The organism is Bacillus sp. V2I10 (genome assembly GCF_030817055.1).
GTDB lineage: Bacteria > Bacillota > Bacilli > Bacillales > Bacillaceae > Bacillus_P.
In genome coordinates this window covers 4,623,752-4,642,185 of the sequence record NZ_JAUSYV010000001.1, presented here as the reverse complement: position 1 = coordinate 4,642,185, position 18,434 = coordinate 4,623,752, and the positions used below count along the sequence as shown (strand labels likewise).

11 protein-coding genes and 1 riboswitch are annotated in these 18,434 nt (G+C 41.1%); of the genes, 5 read left to right on the top strand and 6 right to left on the bottom strand.

The window, feature by feature from the left end:
* Nucleotides 1-99: 99 nt before the first annotated feature.
* Nucleotides 100-1,152, top strand: a complete 1,053-nt coding sequence (locus QFZ72_RS23585) for a LacI family DNA-binding transcriptional regulator (RefSeq protein ID WP_307439964.1) — start codon at nucleotides 100-102, stop codon at nucleotides 1,150-1,152.
* Between the two features lie 320 nt (nucleotides 1,153-1,472).
* Here the strand turns inward: QFZ72_RS23585 and QFZ72_RS23580 are convergent, their stop codons facing one another.
* On the bottom strand, nucleotides 1,473-3,857 hold the full coding sequence (locus QFZ72_RS23580; RefSeq protein ID WP_307438326.1) for a penicillin acylase family protein: 2,385 nt from the start codon (nucleotides 3,855-3,857) through the stop codon (nucleotides 1,473-1,475).
* 173 nt (nucleotides 3,858-4,030) lie between these two features.
* On the opposite strand from QFZ72_RS23580, the gene QFZ72_RS23575 reads away from it, so the two are divergent.
* The 4 genes from QFZ72_RS23575 (at nucleotide 4,031) to QFZ72_RS23560 (ending at nucleotide 11,215) form a co-directional block, all read left to right on the top strand.
* On the top strand, nucleotides 4,031-4,966 hold the full coding sequence (locus QFZ72_RS23575) for a nucleoside hydrolase (RefSeq protein ID WP_307438325.1): 936 nt from the start codon (nucleotides 4,031-4,033) through the stop codon (nucleotides 4,964-4,966).
* Nucleotides 4,967-5,109: 143 nt separating this feature from the next.
* Nucleotides 5,110-9,336 (top strand): tetratricopeptide repeat protein, encoded by a 4,227-nt coding sequence (locus tag QFZ72_RS23570; protein WP_307438323.1) that lies wholly within the window; start codon nucleotides 5,110-5,112, stop codon nucleotides 9,334-9,336.
* Between the two features lie 2 nt (nucleotides 9,337-9,338).
* Nucleotides 9,339-10,130: a phosphotransferase family protein gene (locus QFZ72_RS23565; RefSeq protein WP_307438321.1), complete on the top strand. Its 792-nt coding sequence runs from the start codon at nucleotides 9,339-9,341 to the stop codon at nucleotides 10,128-10,130.
* Between the two features lie 146 nt (nucleotides 10,131-10,276).
* Entirely contained in the window at nucleotides 10,277-11,215 is a 939-nt protein-coding gene (locus tag QFZ72_RS23560; protein WP_307438319.1) for a manganese-dependent inorganic pyrophosphatase, read from the top strand.
* A 92-nt stretch (nucleotides 11,216-11,307) separates the two neighbouring features.
* Here the strand turns inward: QFZ72_RS23560 and QFZ72_RS23555 are convergent, their stop codons facing one another.
* The 5 genes from QFZ72_RS23555 to QFZ72_RS23535 form a co-directional block, all read right to left on the bottom strand.
* Nucleotides 11,308-11,439: a YjcZ family sporulation protein gene (locus tag QFZ72_RS23555; RefSeq protein WP_307438317.1), complete on the bottom strand. Its 132-nt coding sequence runs from the start codon at nucleotides 11,437-11,439 to the stop codon at nucleotides 11,308-11,310.
* A 171-nt stretch (nucleotides 11,440-11,610) separates the two neighbouring features.
* On the bottom strand, nucleotides 11,611-11,796 hold the full coding sequence (locus QFZ72_RS23550) for a hypothetical protein (RefSeq protein ID WP_307438316.1): 186 nt from the start codon (nucleotides 11,794-11,796) through the stop codon (nucleotides 11,611-11,613).
* Nucleotides 11,797-11,936: 140 nt separating this feature from the next.
* Nucleotides 11,937-12,806: an SDR family oxidoreductase gene (locus tag QFZ72_RS23545; RefSeq protein WP_307438314.1), complete on the bottom strand. Its 870-nt coding sequence runs from the start codon at nucleotides 12,804-12,806 to the stop codon at nucleotides 11,937-11,939.
* 138 nt (nucleotides 12,807-12,944) lie between these two features.
* Nucleotides 12,945-16,364 (bottom strand): methionine synthase, encoded by a 3,420-nt coding sequence (gene metH / locus QFZ72_RS23540; RefSeq protein WP_307438312.1) that lies wholly within the window; start codon nucleotides 16,362-16,364, stop codon nucleotides 12,945-12,947.
* Complete coding sequence (locus QFZ72_RS23535; RefSeq protein WP_307438310.1) at nucleotides 16,357-18,210, bottom strand: bifunctional homocysteine S-methyltransferase/methylenetetrahydrofolate reductase; 1,854 nt, start codon at nucleotides 18,208-18,210, stop codon at nucleotides 16,357-16,359. Before QFZ72_RS23535 ends, metH begins: the two co-directional genes overlap by 8 nt.
* A gap of 77 nt (nucleotides 18,211-18,287) precedes the next feature.
* Nucleotides 18,288-18,419, bottom strand: a riboswitch (SAM riboswitch).
* Between the last annotated feature and the right edge of the window lie 15 nt (nucleotides 18,420-18,434).

Sequence of the window (18,434 nt, the reverse complement as noted above, 5' to 3'; positions counted from 1 at the left end):
GTTTACAGAATTGGTTATTTTAATAAAATATGTTAAATTAGACTTTTCAATTTGGAGAAAAAACGGCTCCAAACATGTTGAAAGTAAGAGAGGGATGGGATTGTGGCAACAATAAAAGATGTCGCAAGGTTAGCAAATGTAGCTCCATCAACCGTTTCGAGAGTGATTGCTAATAACCCGCGTATAAGTGAGAAAACTAAAGAACGAGTAAGAGAAGCGATGACTGAGCTTGGATATCATCCTAATTTCATTGCCAGAAGCCTTGCCAATCAATCGACTCAGGCAATTGGAATTGTGATTCCGGGTTCTGCTGACAAAGCGTTTTTAAATCCCTTTTTCCCTGAAGTCATTCGCGGCATCAGTAAAGGAGCCCACCAAAAACATTATGCCCTGCATATGTCCACTGGTGAAACAGATGCAGAAATTATGGAAGGTGTCGTGCAGATGGTGGAAGGAAAACGGGTCGACGGCATTGTTCTCTTATATTCACAAGTAGATGATAAGCTGACAAAATATCTTCTTATGAAAAACTTTCCGTTTGTGATCGTTGGGAAACCGTTTAAGGACGTTGAGTTAATTACACACGTAGACAACGATAATTACCGGGCTGCAAAAGAAGTAACAGAACATCTGATAGAACTTGGACACGAACGAGTTGCATTTATTGGAGGCAATCTCAAGCTAGTGGTAACCGTTGAACGTCTTTTAGGGTATGAAAAGGCCATACGCAATGCAGGTTTGGAATACCGCGATGACTATATTGTGCATGCTCAATTTCTTAAAGAAGGCGGACAGGCTGCGGTTCAGGAATTGTTTAAATTGAATGAGCCACCAACTGCACTTGTCGTAGCTGATGATCTGATGGCTCTCGGTGTGCTGAATATGCTTGATGACATGGGGATCAATGTTCCTAATGATGTCTCTGTTGTATCGTTTAATAACGTGATGCTGTCAGAAGTTTCAAGACCGCCGCTTACTACTGTGGATATTAATATTTTTCAATTAGGCTATGAAGCGGCTAAGCATGTGATCCAGCTGGTTGAAGATCCAATGGACCCGATAAAACGGATTATCATTCCTCATAAATTGATGAAGCGTCAATCCTGTAAAGAATATCACTCAAAGAAAAAGCTGCACAGGAATAATGGTTAGAGGCTGCCCGGAAAATTCAAGGCGGCTTTTTTTCTTTTAGCGGATGCCGGGAACTACTTTCAATAATTTAGCCGAAAGTGAATTTTTATTAGCCGAAATGTTGAATTATTTAGCCAAAAACCGCAATTTTTTATCCAAGCCACATTTTCATTTTATCGAAAAAGAAGATATTACTGCTTTTTAAACATTTTGTATCTTAAAATGAAACATTTAGCAGGAAATGAAGTTTATTTGTCAACCGCCGCCATAAAATATCTTCAAAGCTATGATCCTGCATAAAAACAGACAGCATGCAAAGGTATGCTGTCTGTTCCTTCCAATCATTTCTCCGGCAATAATATCAATTTCTCTCCCGCATGCGCAGGCTTTATATCCGTCACATGATAAGTACCGTTTATCCAATCCTGTAGCTGATCTTGATACCAGTTGCTTCTGACATGTCCTGACTGGCCCGGCCCGACAATGTGATGTCCTTGAGTGAGGTTTGCTGCATCAATGACAAACCTCCAAGAAGCCCCGTGGTTTACAATTCCCTCTTCATTGTAATTTGCTGCGCCCACCGTAATTTGGCTGCCGCCGACAGGCACAGGTTTCTCATGATTAAACAGCCATTTTAAAACAGGGGAGGCAGAAGAGAGAGGGTGGCCGAAATAAAGCTGATGGTAGTCACCCCATTTCCATGACTCCGGGTTATCGCCGTATTCTTCATTAAGAGAAGCTACGACATTCTCAAATGAAGTGAGCAATACTTGATCAAGACCGCCCTTATCTGAGAACCACTCCGATTCATCGCCGTTAAAAGCGCGTCTAAGGAGTTCATCAACGATTCCCTGTTTTCCCTCAAATAAGTCATCCATTTCTTTTGGTACAGCATCATTAAAAAGGGTGAGCGGAATTTCTTTCATCAGCATGTGAAATAGAAGAGGTGCTGCCAAGTCTTTATCATCCGCCATATTCCATTTTGAAAGCAAATTCACAGAAGCTTTTTCGGCCTTATTCAGATCAGCCGAGCTTATTCTTTCAAGAATAGAGGGCAAAAATTCCTCGGCATATAAATTCCGCTGATCCATCTGCAGTTTTTTCATATCATTTAAAGTGAGCTTATCTTTTTTCTCTAAAACCTCTTTTATCCTCATATACCGATAAGGCTGCGCCCAATGATGACTGATATGGTAGGGGTAAGAATCATCAATCACCTTATTGTTTGCCGTAGCAACAAACCCTTCTTCAGGATTGACCGTACGAGGAAGCTCGTCATAAGGGATGAAACCTTCCCATTCATATTCATCTGTCCAGCCAGGTACAGGAATCATGCCGTCTCCTTTTTTCCTGATTGGAATTTTCCCGTTGGCTTTATAGGCAATCGTTCCGTCTGACCCGGCAAAAACAAAATTTTGCGTTGGCACGTGAAAATCTTCAAGTGCCTGTTCGAATTCGTTCCAGTCTTTAGCTTTGTTCATTGAGAGCACTGCCTGGAATTCTGTTGACGGCATAAGGGCTGTCCATTTCATTGAGAGTGCTGTATCCTGTTTTTTATCAAATGCAAATTCAGACATAATCGGACCGTGTCTTGTTTCAACAACCTCATAATCGAGTGTCTTTTCATCCTTAACCGCAATGGGCTCTTTAAACACTTTCGCATCTTCCCATTTATCGTTATATAAAAATTGGTGCGGATTAACCGGATTTCGTTTTTCAATATATAAATCCTGTACATCAGGTCCTGTATTTGTCACCCCCCAGGCAATATGTTCATTGTGTCCAAGAATAATTCCCGGGACCCCTGCAAAGATAACGCCGCTGACATTCATGCTGTCACTTTGCAGATGCATCTGATACCAAATCGACGGCGTGGCGAGGGAAAGATGTGGATCATCTGCAAGCAGCGGCTTTCCGCTTTCGCTTTTTTCACCGCTTACAGCCCAGTTGTTGCTTCCGTTAAATTCAGGTGGAATGACGGCACTTGCAAAGCTTTTTTCCAGGTTCATATCCACTTCCTTATAAGCGGACAGAATTTCAGGTGCATCCTTTGGATAGGAAGGAAATATGTCATATGCTTTTTCTTTTGGAAACGTACCTAGAGCCCAGTAGCGAAACGCCTGCCCGGACCAGTGACCGCCTAAATCAAAAGCCATGTATTTGCCGATTGTAAGCGAATCAATTGGTGTCCATTCTGCCGGCTCGTACTTCAGAAGTTTAAATTCAAGAGGCAGCCTACCTTCTGCTTTTGCTTCTTTCATAAAAGCATTTACACCGTCTGCAAACCACTGCATGGCATCTCTGGAGGGTTGATTATACTCAGGATATGAAGCTTCAGCTGCCCTTCTTAAGCCCAGCGTTCTGAAAAACTTGTCCTTTTCAATAGTGGCCGCGCCTACCACTTCACTCAGCATTCCGGATGCCTGTCTTCTGCTTAAATCCATCTGGAAGAGGCGATCTTGAGCCTGTACATAGCCTTGTGCGATGTATAAATCTTTTTCAGATTGCGCGGTAATATGGGGAACTCCGTTTTTATCCCTGGTTACTTCAACTGCATTGGTCATTCCGCTTACAATTACTTCTCCCTTTAATTGGGGAAGACTTTTCTCAATGAAAAGGTTTACAAAAATAATGGCACCGATTAAAAGAAAGAGAAATGCACCAAGTCCAATCCATAAACCCCTTCGTCGCTTAGGTTCAAATCTGCGTTCAGCCTTTGCCTCCATGATTCTCACACTCCAAATATCAGTTAAATGAATATATTACACTCTGTTCGTGAAAATCCTGTATGCTAAAAAAATTTGATCGAATACCCTTTTTTCGGAGGAAGACGTATCATTCAATCTTTTCTAAATCCATATATATAACCAACCGACAATAGAAAATAGGTAGAATTAGAATGAAAAAGATTTTACTGTTTGCAGATCCCGGAATTGATGATTCTTTGGCTATTATCTACGCTTTATTAAACCCCGAGATTGAGTTATTTGGTATTGTTACAAGTTATGGAAATGTGACGAAACAGCAGGCAACGGAAAATGCAGCATATCTGCTTAAGCTTGCAGGAAGAGAAGACATTCCTGTAATAGAGGGGGCAACCTTTCCTTTGAGTGGCGAGGTTTCGGTCTATTATCCTGAAATACATGGGGAAGAAGGACTGGGCCCGATTAGACCTCCAAAAGGCTTGAATGTAGTTGTGAAGGATTTTAGTTGTATTTTCGATATCATTAAACAAAACAAAGATATCACCATTGTTGATATAGGCAGGACTACCTCTCTGTCTAATGCATTTAATTTAAATCTTGACCTGATGAAAGGGATCAATGAAATCTATTTAATGGGAGGTGCTTTTTTTGTACCGGGAAATGTAACTCCGCTTGCAGAAGCAAATTTTTATGGAGATCCAATTGCAGTTAATGTTGTCTTAGACTATGCAAACGAAGTCTATATCACACCTTTAAACGTCACCAACCGTGCTATTGTTACGAGAGAAATTGCCAATTATATTTATTCAATAGCCTCAAATCCTTTCAAAGAGCTTATTCCGTCCATAACAAACTATTATTCAGATGCTTATGCTAAACTGAGGCCTGGAGTGAGCGGGGCCTCTATACATGACGTGTTTACGCTTTACTATATGCTGAATAAAGACAAGATTTATTCTGTTACTAAAGATGTAGAGGTATCTGTCTTAGAAACGGCAAGAGGACTCAGCTATGCTGATTTTCGCAAAAATCAGATGCAGCCAGGTGCAAGGCACACCATTGCCCTTAATTTTCAGTATCAGGACTTCCTGGCTGATTTTATTAAAGTTATGTCTTCGCCGCTCAGGTAAGCAAATTGGATGATCTGAAAACCTGCATGCTGTACAGGGTGTGCAGGTTTTCTATTAGAAAAAAATGGCTTACAAACTATATAAAACAAAGTATATTTAAAGAGAAGAAGTTTATATTCTGAATAATCTGGCGAGGGGTAAAGATGAACATTTCATACATAGAAGAAATGCTGAAAAAACATGACTATTCTGCTGCAATCCGTCACTTTCAAGCAGAGTACAGGGAAATCACGGAGGAGAAAAAGCTTTCACGCTTTCGCAGTTTTATCCGTTCATGCACGGATGAAAGCAAGCTAAAATATTTGCTTCAAGTTTTAGATGCATCTTTAATGGACCAGCTTAGCGGAATCATCATAAGAGACAGCTGCCGCAGATTAAAATCTCCCCAAACAGCACTCTGGTATTGTGAACAGCTGATTGATGAGAACAAGCTGATTGAGGCAGAAGAACATTTAAAGGAAATAGAAGAGCAGGAGCTCTCTGATGAATGGAAGGAAAAGCTTTATTTCACCATGGCAAGTGCACTTATTGAGATGCGGCGCTTAAAGGCTGCTAAAGCTTATATGAAGAAATGCGAAGCGGCTGCCAGCGATCCGATGGATACACGCTGGGCTTACTTCTATTTGCAGGCCGGAGAGTGGGACAAGGCTATCTCATACTTAGAGGCAGGTAAAAAAGATAAAAAAGATGGCGTGATCGCTTATTTGCTGCTTGTTAAACATTATGCCATTCAAGGGGAAGCCGGAAAGTCACAGACTCTATTGGAAGAAGGATTATTACTTTATCCAAACTATCCAAAACTGATCCTTGAAAAAATTAGACTTTGCTATAAACAGAAGCGCTGGACGGAGATGGAGAAAGCAATCTCAGACTTAAATCAGCTGACTCCTTTTCATGAATATAAAAGAATGGCAGAGTATTACACGGCTGATTCTTTATATGATCAGAAAGAATTTGTGAAGCTTCAAGCATTTTTGGCAGAGCATAGTGAATTTAAAAAAGAATCGCATTATAAAAATTTTATTGGCAGAGCGGACCATGCTGCTAAAATGCTTAACTTTAAGCCGGTTGTACAAAAATATAATTATTGTGTCCCGGCATGTGCCGAAATGATTTTCAGCATGTACCGCAAATCATATAAACAGGATGAAATTGCAGATTTTGTTTATGCAGTTTCAGGTTCAAAACTCTCCAAAATGATCGAGTATTTTGAGGGAAAAGAGTTTACAAGCAAATACTTTTTTGGAAATTCCGACGTTTTCAAAACACTGATTGACCAAAATACGGCTGTTATGATTTATATCGACTTTCCAACGACATCTCATGTTCAATTACTTGCGGGCTACGATGACAATTTACAAGTCTTCCACGTTCAGGATCCTAATCTCAGAAACACGCATGAAGTGATGTATGAGGACCTTGAACGGGAATATGGGAACAACGGAGCCTTGTCATTAGCTATTCTTCCTGAAAATGAAGCTGGAAAATTGGAGTTTTTGTCTAGAGATGAACACGAATTAGCAATAAAACTCTTTTCATTGACCGAGATCTCCCACGGGAAGCTGAGTGATTTTGAACAAACCTTTTTAAAAGAAAATCTGCACCATATGGCTGTCTCTGCCTATATCATTAAATATCTGCCTGATTTAGTAGCAGAAGAGATTTTGGATGCAGCTGCAAAGCATGTTTATGAACATTCGAAGGAGTCAGAATACCGCAGCCTCTCTGCAGCCATGGCGTATTTCAGCGTAAAAAACAATGATCGCGCAGTGGAATACTTGGAACAAATTCCTTTTAGGCATAACCTCGCTGCTTATTGGTATACAAAAGGCAGATTAAGCTATAACAAGGATGATTATGACGGTGCTTTTACGGCATTTACTGAAGCTTTAAAATCGGAACCGGATGACCATATTCTTTGGGGCTATCTTGCTCTGACTGAACTAAATAGAGATCGTGTAAAGGAAGCTTTGAGATATTCGGAGATTGCGATGGATATTAATGAGGAAGATGGTTTTTCACAAATCAACCATGGAATTATTCTAATGGATATGAACGAGCATGAAAAAGCGAGAAATCTCTTCCACACTTTCTTGAAAAGAGAAAAGCAGGACGGGTATGTATGGTATCAGCGGGCGTTGTGCGATAAAGAATTAGGCAAATACCATCTTGCATGGAGAGGATTTCAGACTGCTATAGCACTGGAACCGGAAACACCGCTTGGATATAAAGAGCTTGCAGGGCTTTATGAGTTTGTTTTTGAAGAAGTTCAAAAAGCGAAAGAGATTCTTGAACTGGGGATTAAAGCTGCTACAGATAAACAGATGCTCCTCCATGAAGCGGGAGATTTATCTGAACGCAACGGAGAATATGGAATAGCAAGGCAATTCTATCAAGAGGCTGCTGACCTGGACCAAAAAGATGTGTATGCACGTATTTCCCTTGCAGCACTTTATAAAGAGGAAGGTAAAACAGATCAATTTTTCAAGACAATTCACCATGATTTTGAACAATTTCAAAAGGACAGTGAATTTCTAATCAATGCTGGAAAGCTGATGTTTGCTGCAAGTGATGAAATGGAAGAAAAGGATTCACATAGGGACCTCGCACTTTCTTATGTAGAAAAAGGAATTCTATATGCAGATGCAAATATTGAGGAAGCCATTGAGATCTATGTGGATCTCGTATCTGAAACTCCATATTCACGACGCGGACTGGAATTTTTAGAAAGCTTGAGAGAAGGAAAAACAGACAAATTTCTTCTGATCAGCTATATCGGCTGTTTATATGAGTCTCAGGGACTTTTGGAAAAGGCAAAGCAGTATTTAAGACAGGCCATTGACTTAAAAAATGATGATGTTCTTCCTTTTTACCGTCTTGGAGAGATCGCCTTCAAACAGGGAAATTTTGATGAGGCAGAAAAACAGTACAAACGAGTGCTGGAGCTTGATCCTGCACATGAGCAGGCTATGCTTGACCTGGCTGGCGTTGCAAATGCAAAAGAGGACAGAGAAGCGGAAAAAGAATACCTGCTTTCGGCATTTAAACTCGATCCCTATTGCGTTTCTGTGGAAGCAGTGATTGAAGTATTGGAGTCTGAGCGGGAAATTGAAGCGTTTAAAGCTCTTCTGATGAGCGTGAAAGTTGAGAAAGCTTTCCTCTATAATGCCCTTGCCCAAATACACGGAAAGCTTGGAAATCTCAAAGAAGAAGAAGAAAATTTGAATAAGGCATTTGAACTTGCGCCAACACAGTTCCAAATCCTTCATCATCAAGTCAAGCTCTGGATGAGGCAGGGAAAAACGAAACAAGCAAAATCCCAGCTTCACACGCTCATCATGGAAAATCAAGAGAACAAAATGCTTTACGATACTTGGATTGAACTGATGCTGAGCACGAAGTCCATGAATAAAATGGAAAGTGAAATAAAAAAAATGAAGCTTTCCAATGAAAAAAAAAGCATTGTCTTTATGAATGCAGCTGCTGCATATGAACGTCAAATGCAATCCATGCGTGATGCATACGAAGAAATGGAGGAACAAAAAGGATGGCTGAAGCGCATCACAAATTTTTCAAAGATGAGCCTGAAATTCGGAACGTTAATTGGACTATATGAGGAGGCGATCAAGCATGACCGAAAGAATGTAACAGCCGTTATGTGGTACGTCGAGTTTCATTTAGATGCAGGATTAGCTGATGATGCCATTAAAATTCTTGAACAGTCGCTCCGCCATCAGTGGGAGCCAGACATTGCATACAGACTTGCTGTTCTTTATGTAAATGAATTTGGAAGTGTTCCTGAGAAAAAAGCTGTGAAGTACTTATCGGAAGCATGCAGCCTTATCGAAACGCTGCTTGAAGAAAAAGAGGATCCCGAGTATCTCATTGTCCTGGGACTCGCTTTAAATGAACTTGGCGAATATGGAGAATCAGAACAAGTTCTTTTGCGTGCTTTAGAGATTGAGCCAGCTGTTGAAAAAGGATATTTTCACCTTGCGAGAGTCTATGAAGCTGCAGAAAAATACAAAAAGGCAGAAGAGGCAATCAGACATGCAATCGCTGCTGATCCCGATGATCATGACAATTTTAATCAGCTTGGACTGATCTATAGAAAACAAAATAAAGTAGAACCGGCACTTAAAGCAGTTGAAAAAGCCATTTCAATGGAGCCTGAGGATTTAATCAGTTTATATAACAGGGCCTGTTATCTGTCTATTTTGGGAAGATACAAAGAATCTGCCGTACAGCTGGAAGCTCTTTATAATCTTGATGAAGAATTTGTCTTTACTGAGATGGCAGAAGATGACGAAGATTTAGAGCCTTTGAAGGAAGCGGGATATTTTCCGACTAATCCGCTGATTAAGCGATGATCATGACAGCATTAGACAACACTCGGGTAATAATCGGTGAAGGATCAACAGCGATTACTTATGCATTTGGAGAAAATAAAGCATTAAAAGTTTACAAAAACCATTCAGCTGATATTAATTACGAATTTCAAGTGAACAGATACTTGACTAAGAGCGGTATCAGCGTTCCGGTAGCTTATGAGATTGTGACTATTAATGGGAAAAAAGGTATTGTCTTTGATAGGGCTGAAGGTAATCCGTTAACATCTGAAATATTGAAAAGCCCTTCAGCTGCCCTTCAAAGTTTAAAAATGATGGCAAGGCTGCAGGCGAGTATTCATAAAAAACCGGCTGAATCTCTTAAATTGCATAAGCGCTCTCTGGAGCTTCAAATCCATGCTTCATGTCTTTCTGAAACAGAGAAAACAGCGATACTAGACCATTTAGCAGACCTTCCCTCAGACAAACAGCTTTGCCACGGGGACTTTCATCCTGATAATGTCCTGATCTGTGCCGGTACTCCTATTATAATTGATTGGGCGGATGCGGCTTCTGGACATCCAATGGCTGACCTTGCGCGAACCATCCTTATTTTGAGGTTTGGAGGATTGAAGAAAGACCTGGCATTTTGGGGGTTAATTCGTAAATGGATGTGCTGGTTTTACATTAGAGAGTATAAAAAACATCGTTCATTCTCAGATGAAGAGTGCAGAAAGTGGGAGCTGCCATTAGCTGCCGCCAGACTTTCGGAATCAATTCCGCTCCATGAAAAGGAAAAGCTGCTTGTAATCATAAGGTCACACTTGAAAAAGTAATCAAAACGGTTAATAATAAGGTGTATCTTCAAATAAACTTTAAAAATTAGACAGTGAACTGCACAATTTTCTGTTATAAATAAGAAAATATACGCCCCTTGATGCGGCGAAAAATCTATAGTATATACAGCAAAGGAGTTTTTTAGATGGAAAAAGTTTTAATCTTTGGTCATAAAAATCCCGATACAGATACAATTTGCTCTGCCATTGCGTATGCTGATCTTAAAACAAAGCTAGGATTAAATGCTGAACCGGTGCGCTTAGGTGAAATCAACGGTGAAACTCAATTCGCATTAACTGCATTTGGAATCGAAACTCCCCGTTTTGTAGAAACGGTGGCAAATGAAGTAAGCGGGGTTATTTTAGTAGATCATAACGAGCGTCAGCAAAGTGTAAGTGACATTGACGATGTTCGAGTACTTGAAGTTATTGACCATCATCGCATTGCCAATTTTGAGACAAGCGATCCATTGTACTATCGTGCAGAGCCAGTTGGCTGCACAGCTACCATTTTAAACAAAATGTACAAAGAAAATGGCGTAAGCATTTCTAAAGAAATTGCTGGATTAATGCTTTCTGCCATTATTTCAGATTCTTTATTATTTAAATCTCCTACATGTACAGAGCAAGACATTGCAGCAGCCCGCGAATTAGCTGAAATTGCAGGAGTTGATCCGGAGGTCTACGGCCTTGATATGCTTAAAGCAGGTGCAGACTTAAGCGACAAAACAGTAGCTGAGCTGATTTCACTTGATGCAAAGGAATTTTCTATGGGTGACTATAAAGTAGAAATTGCGCAAGTAAACGCTGTAGATCCAAACGATGTACTAATTCATAAAGAAGAAATTGAAGCATTGATTTCCGCTGTTATCGCTGAAAAAGAATTGGATTTATTCATCTTCGTTGTAACAGACATTTTAATTAATGATTCCGTAGCATTGGCCCTTGGACGCGAAACACGTGCTGTAGAACAGGCATATGATGTAAAGCTTGTGGATAACACAGCTGTTTTAAAAGGTGTAGTTTCCCGCAAAAAACAAATCGTGCCAGTCATTACAGACATTTTAACAAGTACACAAGTTTAATAGGAAACGCATGGATTCTAATCAATTCATGCGTTTTTTTTATATAAAAAATCAGAAACGGCTTACCAATAAGGCAAGCCGTTCATTTGTCATTAGCAGTAGCCGTGGCCGCCGTAGTCAGCTCCGCCGACAAAAGAAGCACCGATGATGATCAATAAAATAAACAATACGATAATTAACGCGAAACCGTTATTGAAGCCGCCGCAACTTCCTTCATTACCCATTAAAAATTCCTCCTAATTTAAAATCGAGTTGATGAGCATTTTCATGTCTCAAATTTAAGGTATGCCGGATAAGGAATTATGTTAGCCTATTTATGGTTTTGTCAAAAGCTTCAATTCAATATGTACTTTCAAAAAAAGGCCGGCAATCTAATTGCCGGCCAAAAAACATGACTACTTATTAAATAAGCTTTTAACGCCGTTAAAGATTAGAACAAAAGAAAAAACTAAAATTGCTAAAACGCCCACGACAGTTGTGAAAGGCTCTATGCTTGCCAAGAATGTACCTTCTAACGGCATTTTAACTAAAGCAAAGCCGGCAAGAATAGAAGCTAAGAATAAGAAGATTAATCGATCCATGATTTTCCCCCCTTCCTAGTACATTATATGTAAACGCTCCCAAAAAAGTATTGGTCATTCGCACATTTTAGAGAGGGGAAAAATAAAATTGCATACAAAAGACGCCTGAATCTTCAAACTCAGGCGTCTTGAAACTAGGTTTATCCGTTAATAATCTTTCCGCCATTTACATGAATCATCTGACCCGTTATATAAGTAGAATCGTTGCTTGCAAGGAAAACGTAGCTTGGTGCAAGTTCGTCAGGCTGGCCGGGACGCCCCATAGGAGTGTCAGCCCCAAATTCCGAAACTTTATTTGCATCAAAAGTAGATGGAATGAGAGGGGTCCAAATTGGGCCAGGAGCCACACCGTTAACCCTTATTCCTTTTTTTACAAGTGACATGGAAAGGGATCTTGTAAAGGTTGTAATTGCTCCTTTCGTTGATGAATAATCGATCAGCTGCTCATTGCCTGCATATGCAGTAATGGAGGACGTATTGATTATGCTGCTTCCTTGTTTCAAATGAGGAAGTGCTGCTTTCACCATATAAAAAAAGGAGAAAATATTCGTTTTAAACGTCCGTTCGAGCTGTTCTTTTGAGATCTCTTCAATTCCTGCCTGAGGATGCTGCTCAGCGGCATTATTTACAAGGATATCGATTTTTCCAAGCTGATTGATGGTTTCTGAAATAATTTGTCCGCAAAAAGATTCTTCGCCTATATCTCCCGGCATTAGAATACATCTGCGGCCTTCTTGTTCAACAAGCCGTTTCGTTTCATTAGCATCCTCATGCTCGTCTAAGTAAGAAATGACGACATCTGCGCCTTCCTTTGCGTAATGGACTGCAACTGCCCGTCCAATTCCTGAATCTCCGCCTGTAATAATAGCCACTTTATCAAGCAGCTTCTCACTGCCCTTATATTGAAGTGCATCAAACTCAGGCTGAGGATTCATTAAGTTCTCATGACCCGGCTGTACATCCTGATGCTGTGCGGGCATCGTTTTTTTGCTTTGACTATCTTGACTCATCCAAATCCCTCCATGGTTTAATCATGTTTAGTATGGTGAAAAGTATGTTGAATATGTAGCTGTTCTTTAGAATATATTCCCTGAATGAATGAGATGAAACGTAAAAATTCCCCAAAAAAAAGAACTAAAACCTAAGTTTTAGTTCAATACATTGAAATATCTAGCTTCAGGATGGGCGACAACGATTGCCGTTACTGACGCTTCCGGCTCCATCATAAAGCCTTCCGTCAAGTTCACGCCAATATCTTCCGGAGCTATGAGGTCAAATAATTTCGCCTGATCATCCAGATTCGGACAGGCTGGGTATCCGAAAGAAAAACGCTGACCCTGATATTTGGCAGAAAAGCGCTGATCCATTGTGAAATCCGGAGGATCAGGAAAGCCCCATTGGTCACGGATCAGCTGGTGAGTCCGTTCTGCAAGGCCTTCGGCAAGCTCGAGTGCCAGCGCCTGTACAACATGGCTTTTTAAATAATCTCCCTGCTCTTTAAAACGGTTGGCAATTTCCCTTACTTTTTTTCCAGCGGTTACCGCAAAGAAGGAGACATAATCTCTTTGTTTGTTCTCATCTTTTGGGCGGATATAATCGGATATGCAGCGGTGCGGCAGCTTTGATTGCCTTGGGAATTCAAATGTCTGCACGGTTTTTTCCGTTTCAGGATCCAGAATATGCAGCATATTGCCATCTGATTCTGCAGGGAAAAATTGATAGACGGCTGCAGGCTGAAACCATTTTTCCTCGTAGCCCTGTTTAAGAAGCTCATCTATTGTTTCTTTTAAGGCAACAGCTTTTGGATCTTTATTTTTAAGCATTTCCTTTACTTTTCCTTTTAGGCCAAGATGATGGCCAATCAGCATCTGCATGTTAATGTAAGGAATCAGATGCGGCAGTTCGATATCTTTAATAATATGCCGCCTGCAATCCTCCGGCTCAAAATAAGGTGAGGGAGTGAGCGCAGCCCTTTTTTCCAGCAATTCTGTTACGGCTGGAGTTGCTTTCTTTTCAGCAGTTCTTTCAGGAACGGCTTCTTTTTTCTTAAATTGTGTTGGATCTATTCTGATTCTGTTTGCAAGGGACAGTCCATCCATTGCGTCCTTGGCGTAAATTACAGGTCCGCTGTACTGCGGTGCAATTTTTCCGTCAGCAAATTTTCTGGATAAAGCAGCACCGCCAACCATGATTGGCACTGAGATTTCAGCTTCTTTTAAATCCTGTGCAGTCAAAACCATTTGCTGCGCGGATTTTACAAGAAGACCTGAGAGTCCGACGATATCGGGATTTTCTTTTTTGACAGCCAGAATCAAGTCCTGAGGTGTCACTTTTATGCCTAAGTCTACTACCTTGTAGCCATTGTTGCTCAAGATGATATCGACTAGATTTTTACCGATATCATGAACATCTCCTTTTACCGTAGCAAGCAGAATTTTGCCTTTTCCGCTGTCATCCTTTTTTTCCATGTGAGGCTCTAAAAAGGAGACGGATGCTTTCATGACCTCTGCGCTTTGCAGCACTTCAGCAACAATCAGCTGGTTTGTATTAAACAGCTCTCCTACCTCAGCCATGCCTTTCATAAGAGGACCATTTATTATATCCAGCGGTGTTGCGTACTCTTTTAAGGCAATCTCAAGATCTGCAAGGAGTCCTTCTTTCGTACCCTCGACGACATATTGAGCAAGGCGTTCTTCTAAAGGAAGAGACTGAACCGGTTTTTTTGCGGTTTTCTTTTTGCCTCTGTAGTGATTTGTAAAGGCAGCCAATGTCTTGTCATTCGTATTGAAAAGAAGAGTTTCTGACATTTCAATTTCGTCTTTTGGAATCGATGCAAATCGTTCAAGCTTTTCCGTATTAACAATTGCATAATCAAGTCCTGCCTGAGTGCAATGATACAAATAGACGGCGTTCAGTACTTCTCGTCCAACAGGAGGAAGGCCGAAGGATACATTGCTGACTCCAAGGATTGTCAGGCATTGCGGCAATCGTTCTTTAATTAAGCGGATGCCCTTTATCGTTTCTTCAGCTGAGCCGATATATTGCGCGTCTCCTGTTCCGACAGGGAATACAAGCGGATCAAAGATGATATCTGATGGATTTAACCCGTGTTTTTGAGTCAGCAGCTCATATGAACGGACAGCAACATCAAGCTTTTGCTCAGCAGTCAGCGCCATTCCTTTTTCATCAATCGTTCCTACTACAACAGCTGCACCGTATTTGTGAATGAGAGGAACGACTGCTTCAAATCTCTCTTCACCGTCTTCTAAGTTGATGGAATTGATGATCACTTTCCCTTGAGAATAGGAAAGTGCCTTTTCAATGACTAACTCATCCGTTGAATCAATGACAAGAGGTGCTTTTACTTTTTTCGTAATCTCCTTTATGAAGGCTTCCATGTCTTCTAATTCTTCGCGGTCAGGATCAGCCAGACAGATATCGATTACATGTGCGCCATTCTTAACTTGAGCTCGGGCAATTTCAGCTGCTTCTTCAAATTTCCCCTCCGCTATTAGTCGTTTAAACTTTCTGGAGCCAATCACATTTGTCCGTTCTCCGACGAATAGAGGACGCATGGAATCATCATAAATAAGCGGCTCGATGCCAGAAACAGTATGAGCCGGATCGCGTTCCGGAACGGAGCGGGGCTCAAGTTCGCCTACAGCATCAGCAATGGCGGTAATATGTGCAGGTGTAGTCCCGCAGCAGCCTCCGACAATGTTCAGCCAGCCCTGTTCTGCAAATCCTTTTACTTTCTGAGCAAGAGAACGGGGAGATTCATGATAATTTCCTTCCTCATCAGGCAGGCCGGCATTAGGATAGCAGCTGACAGCTGTATGAGCCATGCCTGATAGAGTCCGGATGTGGTCGGTCATGAATTCAGGTCCTGTAGCACAGTTTAGACCTACAGATAAAGGCTTCATGTGCTCAAGTGAAATGAAAAAGGCTTCAATATCCTGGCCGGCAAGCGTCGTTCCCATAGGTTCAATTGTCCCTGAAATCATCAGCGGAATTTCTTTGCCTGCTTGTTCAAATGCGCGTTTAATGCCAAGAAAGCCTGCTTTTACATTTAATAAGTCCTGGCTCGTTTCAAGAAGAAGCAAATCAGCACCGCCTGCAATCAGGCCGAGTGTCTGTTCCTCGTAGTTTTGAATAAGCTCCTCAAACGTTGCTCCGCCTGTAACAGACAGCGTTTTTGTCGTAGGGCCCATTGAGCCTGCAACATAACGCGGCCAGTCAGGAGTTGAATATTTTTCAGCAGCCTTTTTTGCGATCTCCGCTGCTTTTTTATTTAACTCAAAAGCGAGGTGACCGAGATTATATTCATCAAGAACAATCTTAGTAGCGCCAAATGTATTGGTTTCAATAATATCTGCTTTAGCGATCAGGTAAGCATCATGAATGGATTCGATGACTTCTGGTGCAGTAATCGTTAAATATTCATTGCAGCCCTCGTATTCTTCTCCGCCGAAATCAGCTGCAGAAAGATTTGCATCCTGTATCATGGTGCCCATCGCTCCGTCCAGAACGAGGATTTTTTTCTCAAGCTGCTTTTTTATATCAGACATGCGTAATCTTCCTTTCATTAACCTCAATTTGTTTCTTGTGAATGTAATTTGTCAGTTCAACGGTTAATTCATAGTTTAAAAACGGTGTAATTAAGTAGATTCCATTAAATAAATCAAAGGCAGCATCAATCAGTCTTTTAGAGATGGCCAATCCTTCCTGATAGGCTTTCTCCCGATTATCACCTGCCTGTGCCATTCTTTCACGAATACTGTCAGAAAGAGTAATGCCCGGAATTTCGTTATGAATAAATTCTGCGTTGCGGCTGCTTGTGAGCGGCATAATGCCGATATAAATCGGAACGGTTAAGTGCTTCGTTTCCTCATAAACATCAATCAGCTGTTTTTCTGAGTAAATTGGCTGAGAAATGAAATAATCTGCACCGCAGGCAATTTTCTTCTCCAGTCTTTTTACTGCTTTATCGAGATATTTAACATTGGGATTAAACGCAGCAGCAACTGAAAAATTGGTTTTTTCCCCAAGAGGTTTTCCTGAATAAGAAAGACCATCATTAAATTGTTTGATTAAGCTGATCAAATCAAAAGAAGAAAGATCATAAACGGAAGTAGCTCCCGGAAAATCCCCGATTTTTGATGGATCGCCTGTAACCGCAAGCACATCCGTAAGTCCCAGCGTATGAAGACCCATTAAATGAGATTGAAGGCCAATTAAGTTGCGGTCGCGGCATGTAATATGAATTAAGGACCTGAGTCCAAGTGTTTGCTGAACGATGGATCCTACAGCAACATTGCTTATTCTCGGCGACGCAAGCGAGTTGTCTGCAAGTGTTAAGGCATCGATTCCAGCAGCTTGCAGTGCTTTTGCACCTTTTAAAAATTTGTCCAGTCCAAGTTTTTTAGGAGGATCGAGTTCTACAATCAGAGAGCGCTTCTTATTAACTATTTCCTGCAGGGGAGGGTACTTTCTTTCCGCTGCAGACGTGACAGAAATCTCTTTCTTCCGTATTTTTACTTTCTTTTCTGTAACTGGAGCGAGCCCTTTAAGCGCTGCTGCCATTGCTTCAATGTGTACAGGGGTTGTGCCGCAGCAGCCTCCGATTAGTCTTGCTCCCTGATTTCTGAAGGCGAGTGCGCTTTCTGCAAAATATTTTTCTCCAGAGCCATAGACAAGTCTTCCTTCCTCAAGAGTCGGCAAGCTGCTGTTTGGATAAACAGATAAGAACGCTTTTTCAGGAAGCGGAATTTCTTCAAGAGATGAAAGCATATGGTAAGGACCCAGTCTGCAATTCAGACCGACAACGTCAGCACCAAGTGCCTCAAGCTGAGAAAGGCCTTCATTCAGGGGTGTTCCGTCCTGCAAGACTCCGATATCGTGAAGGGAGATGTTTGTAATAATCGGGATATTCGTTTCTTTTCTTGCGATCTCTAATACTGTTTTTATTTCTTCAAGATCATAATAGGTTTCAAGCAGCAGACCGCTTACCTCTTCACTGAGCAAAAGGTAAAGCTGTTCTCTGAAATTGCGTTTAATGTCCTCAAGAGAATAGGCATTTTTCTTGAAAGCACGGATGCCGCCAATCGTTCCAAGAATATAGGTGTTATTGCCGGCTGATGCTTTTTTAGCAATCTGAACAGCAGTACGGTTAATCGCCCTCACTTCATCTTCAAGTCCATATCTTGATAGCTTAATATAGTTTGCGCCGTAAGTATTTGTCTGAATGACATCTGCACCGGCTGCAATATACGCCTTATGAACATTTAATATTTCATCAGGCTTCGATAAATTCAATTCTTCGAAACACCTGTCAACTCCGTGAGAGTAAAGCAGTGTTCCCATTGCTCCGTCGCCAATCAGGATCTTCTTCTGTAAATCGTTTAAAAGTGTCAAACTCCAAACCTCCTTAGTGCTGTAGAAAAAAACAAAAAAAGCCTTCCAAGAAGAAGACTTTGAACGATCAGGACTTCTTCTTATCGTTCGATGGATGCATCGCTGGAATTAGCACCTTGGATTGAAATCCCTGATGAATACAGATGATTTCATTATGCCAGGTTGCTGAAGCTTCAAAGGGCCAGTCCCTCAGCTTCTCTAGATAAGAATGGTGAAATATGAAA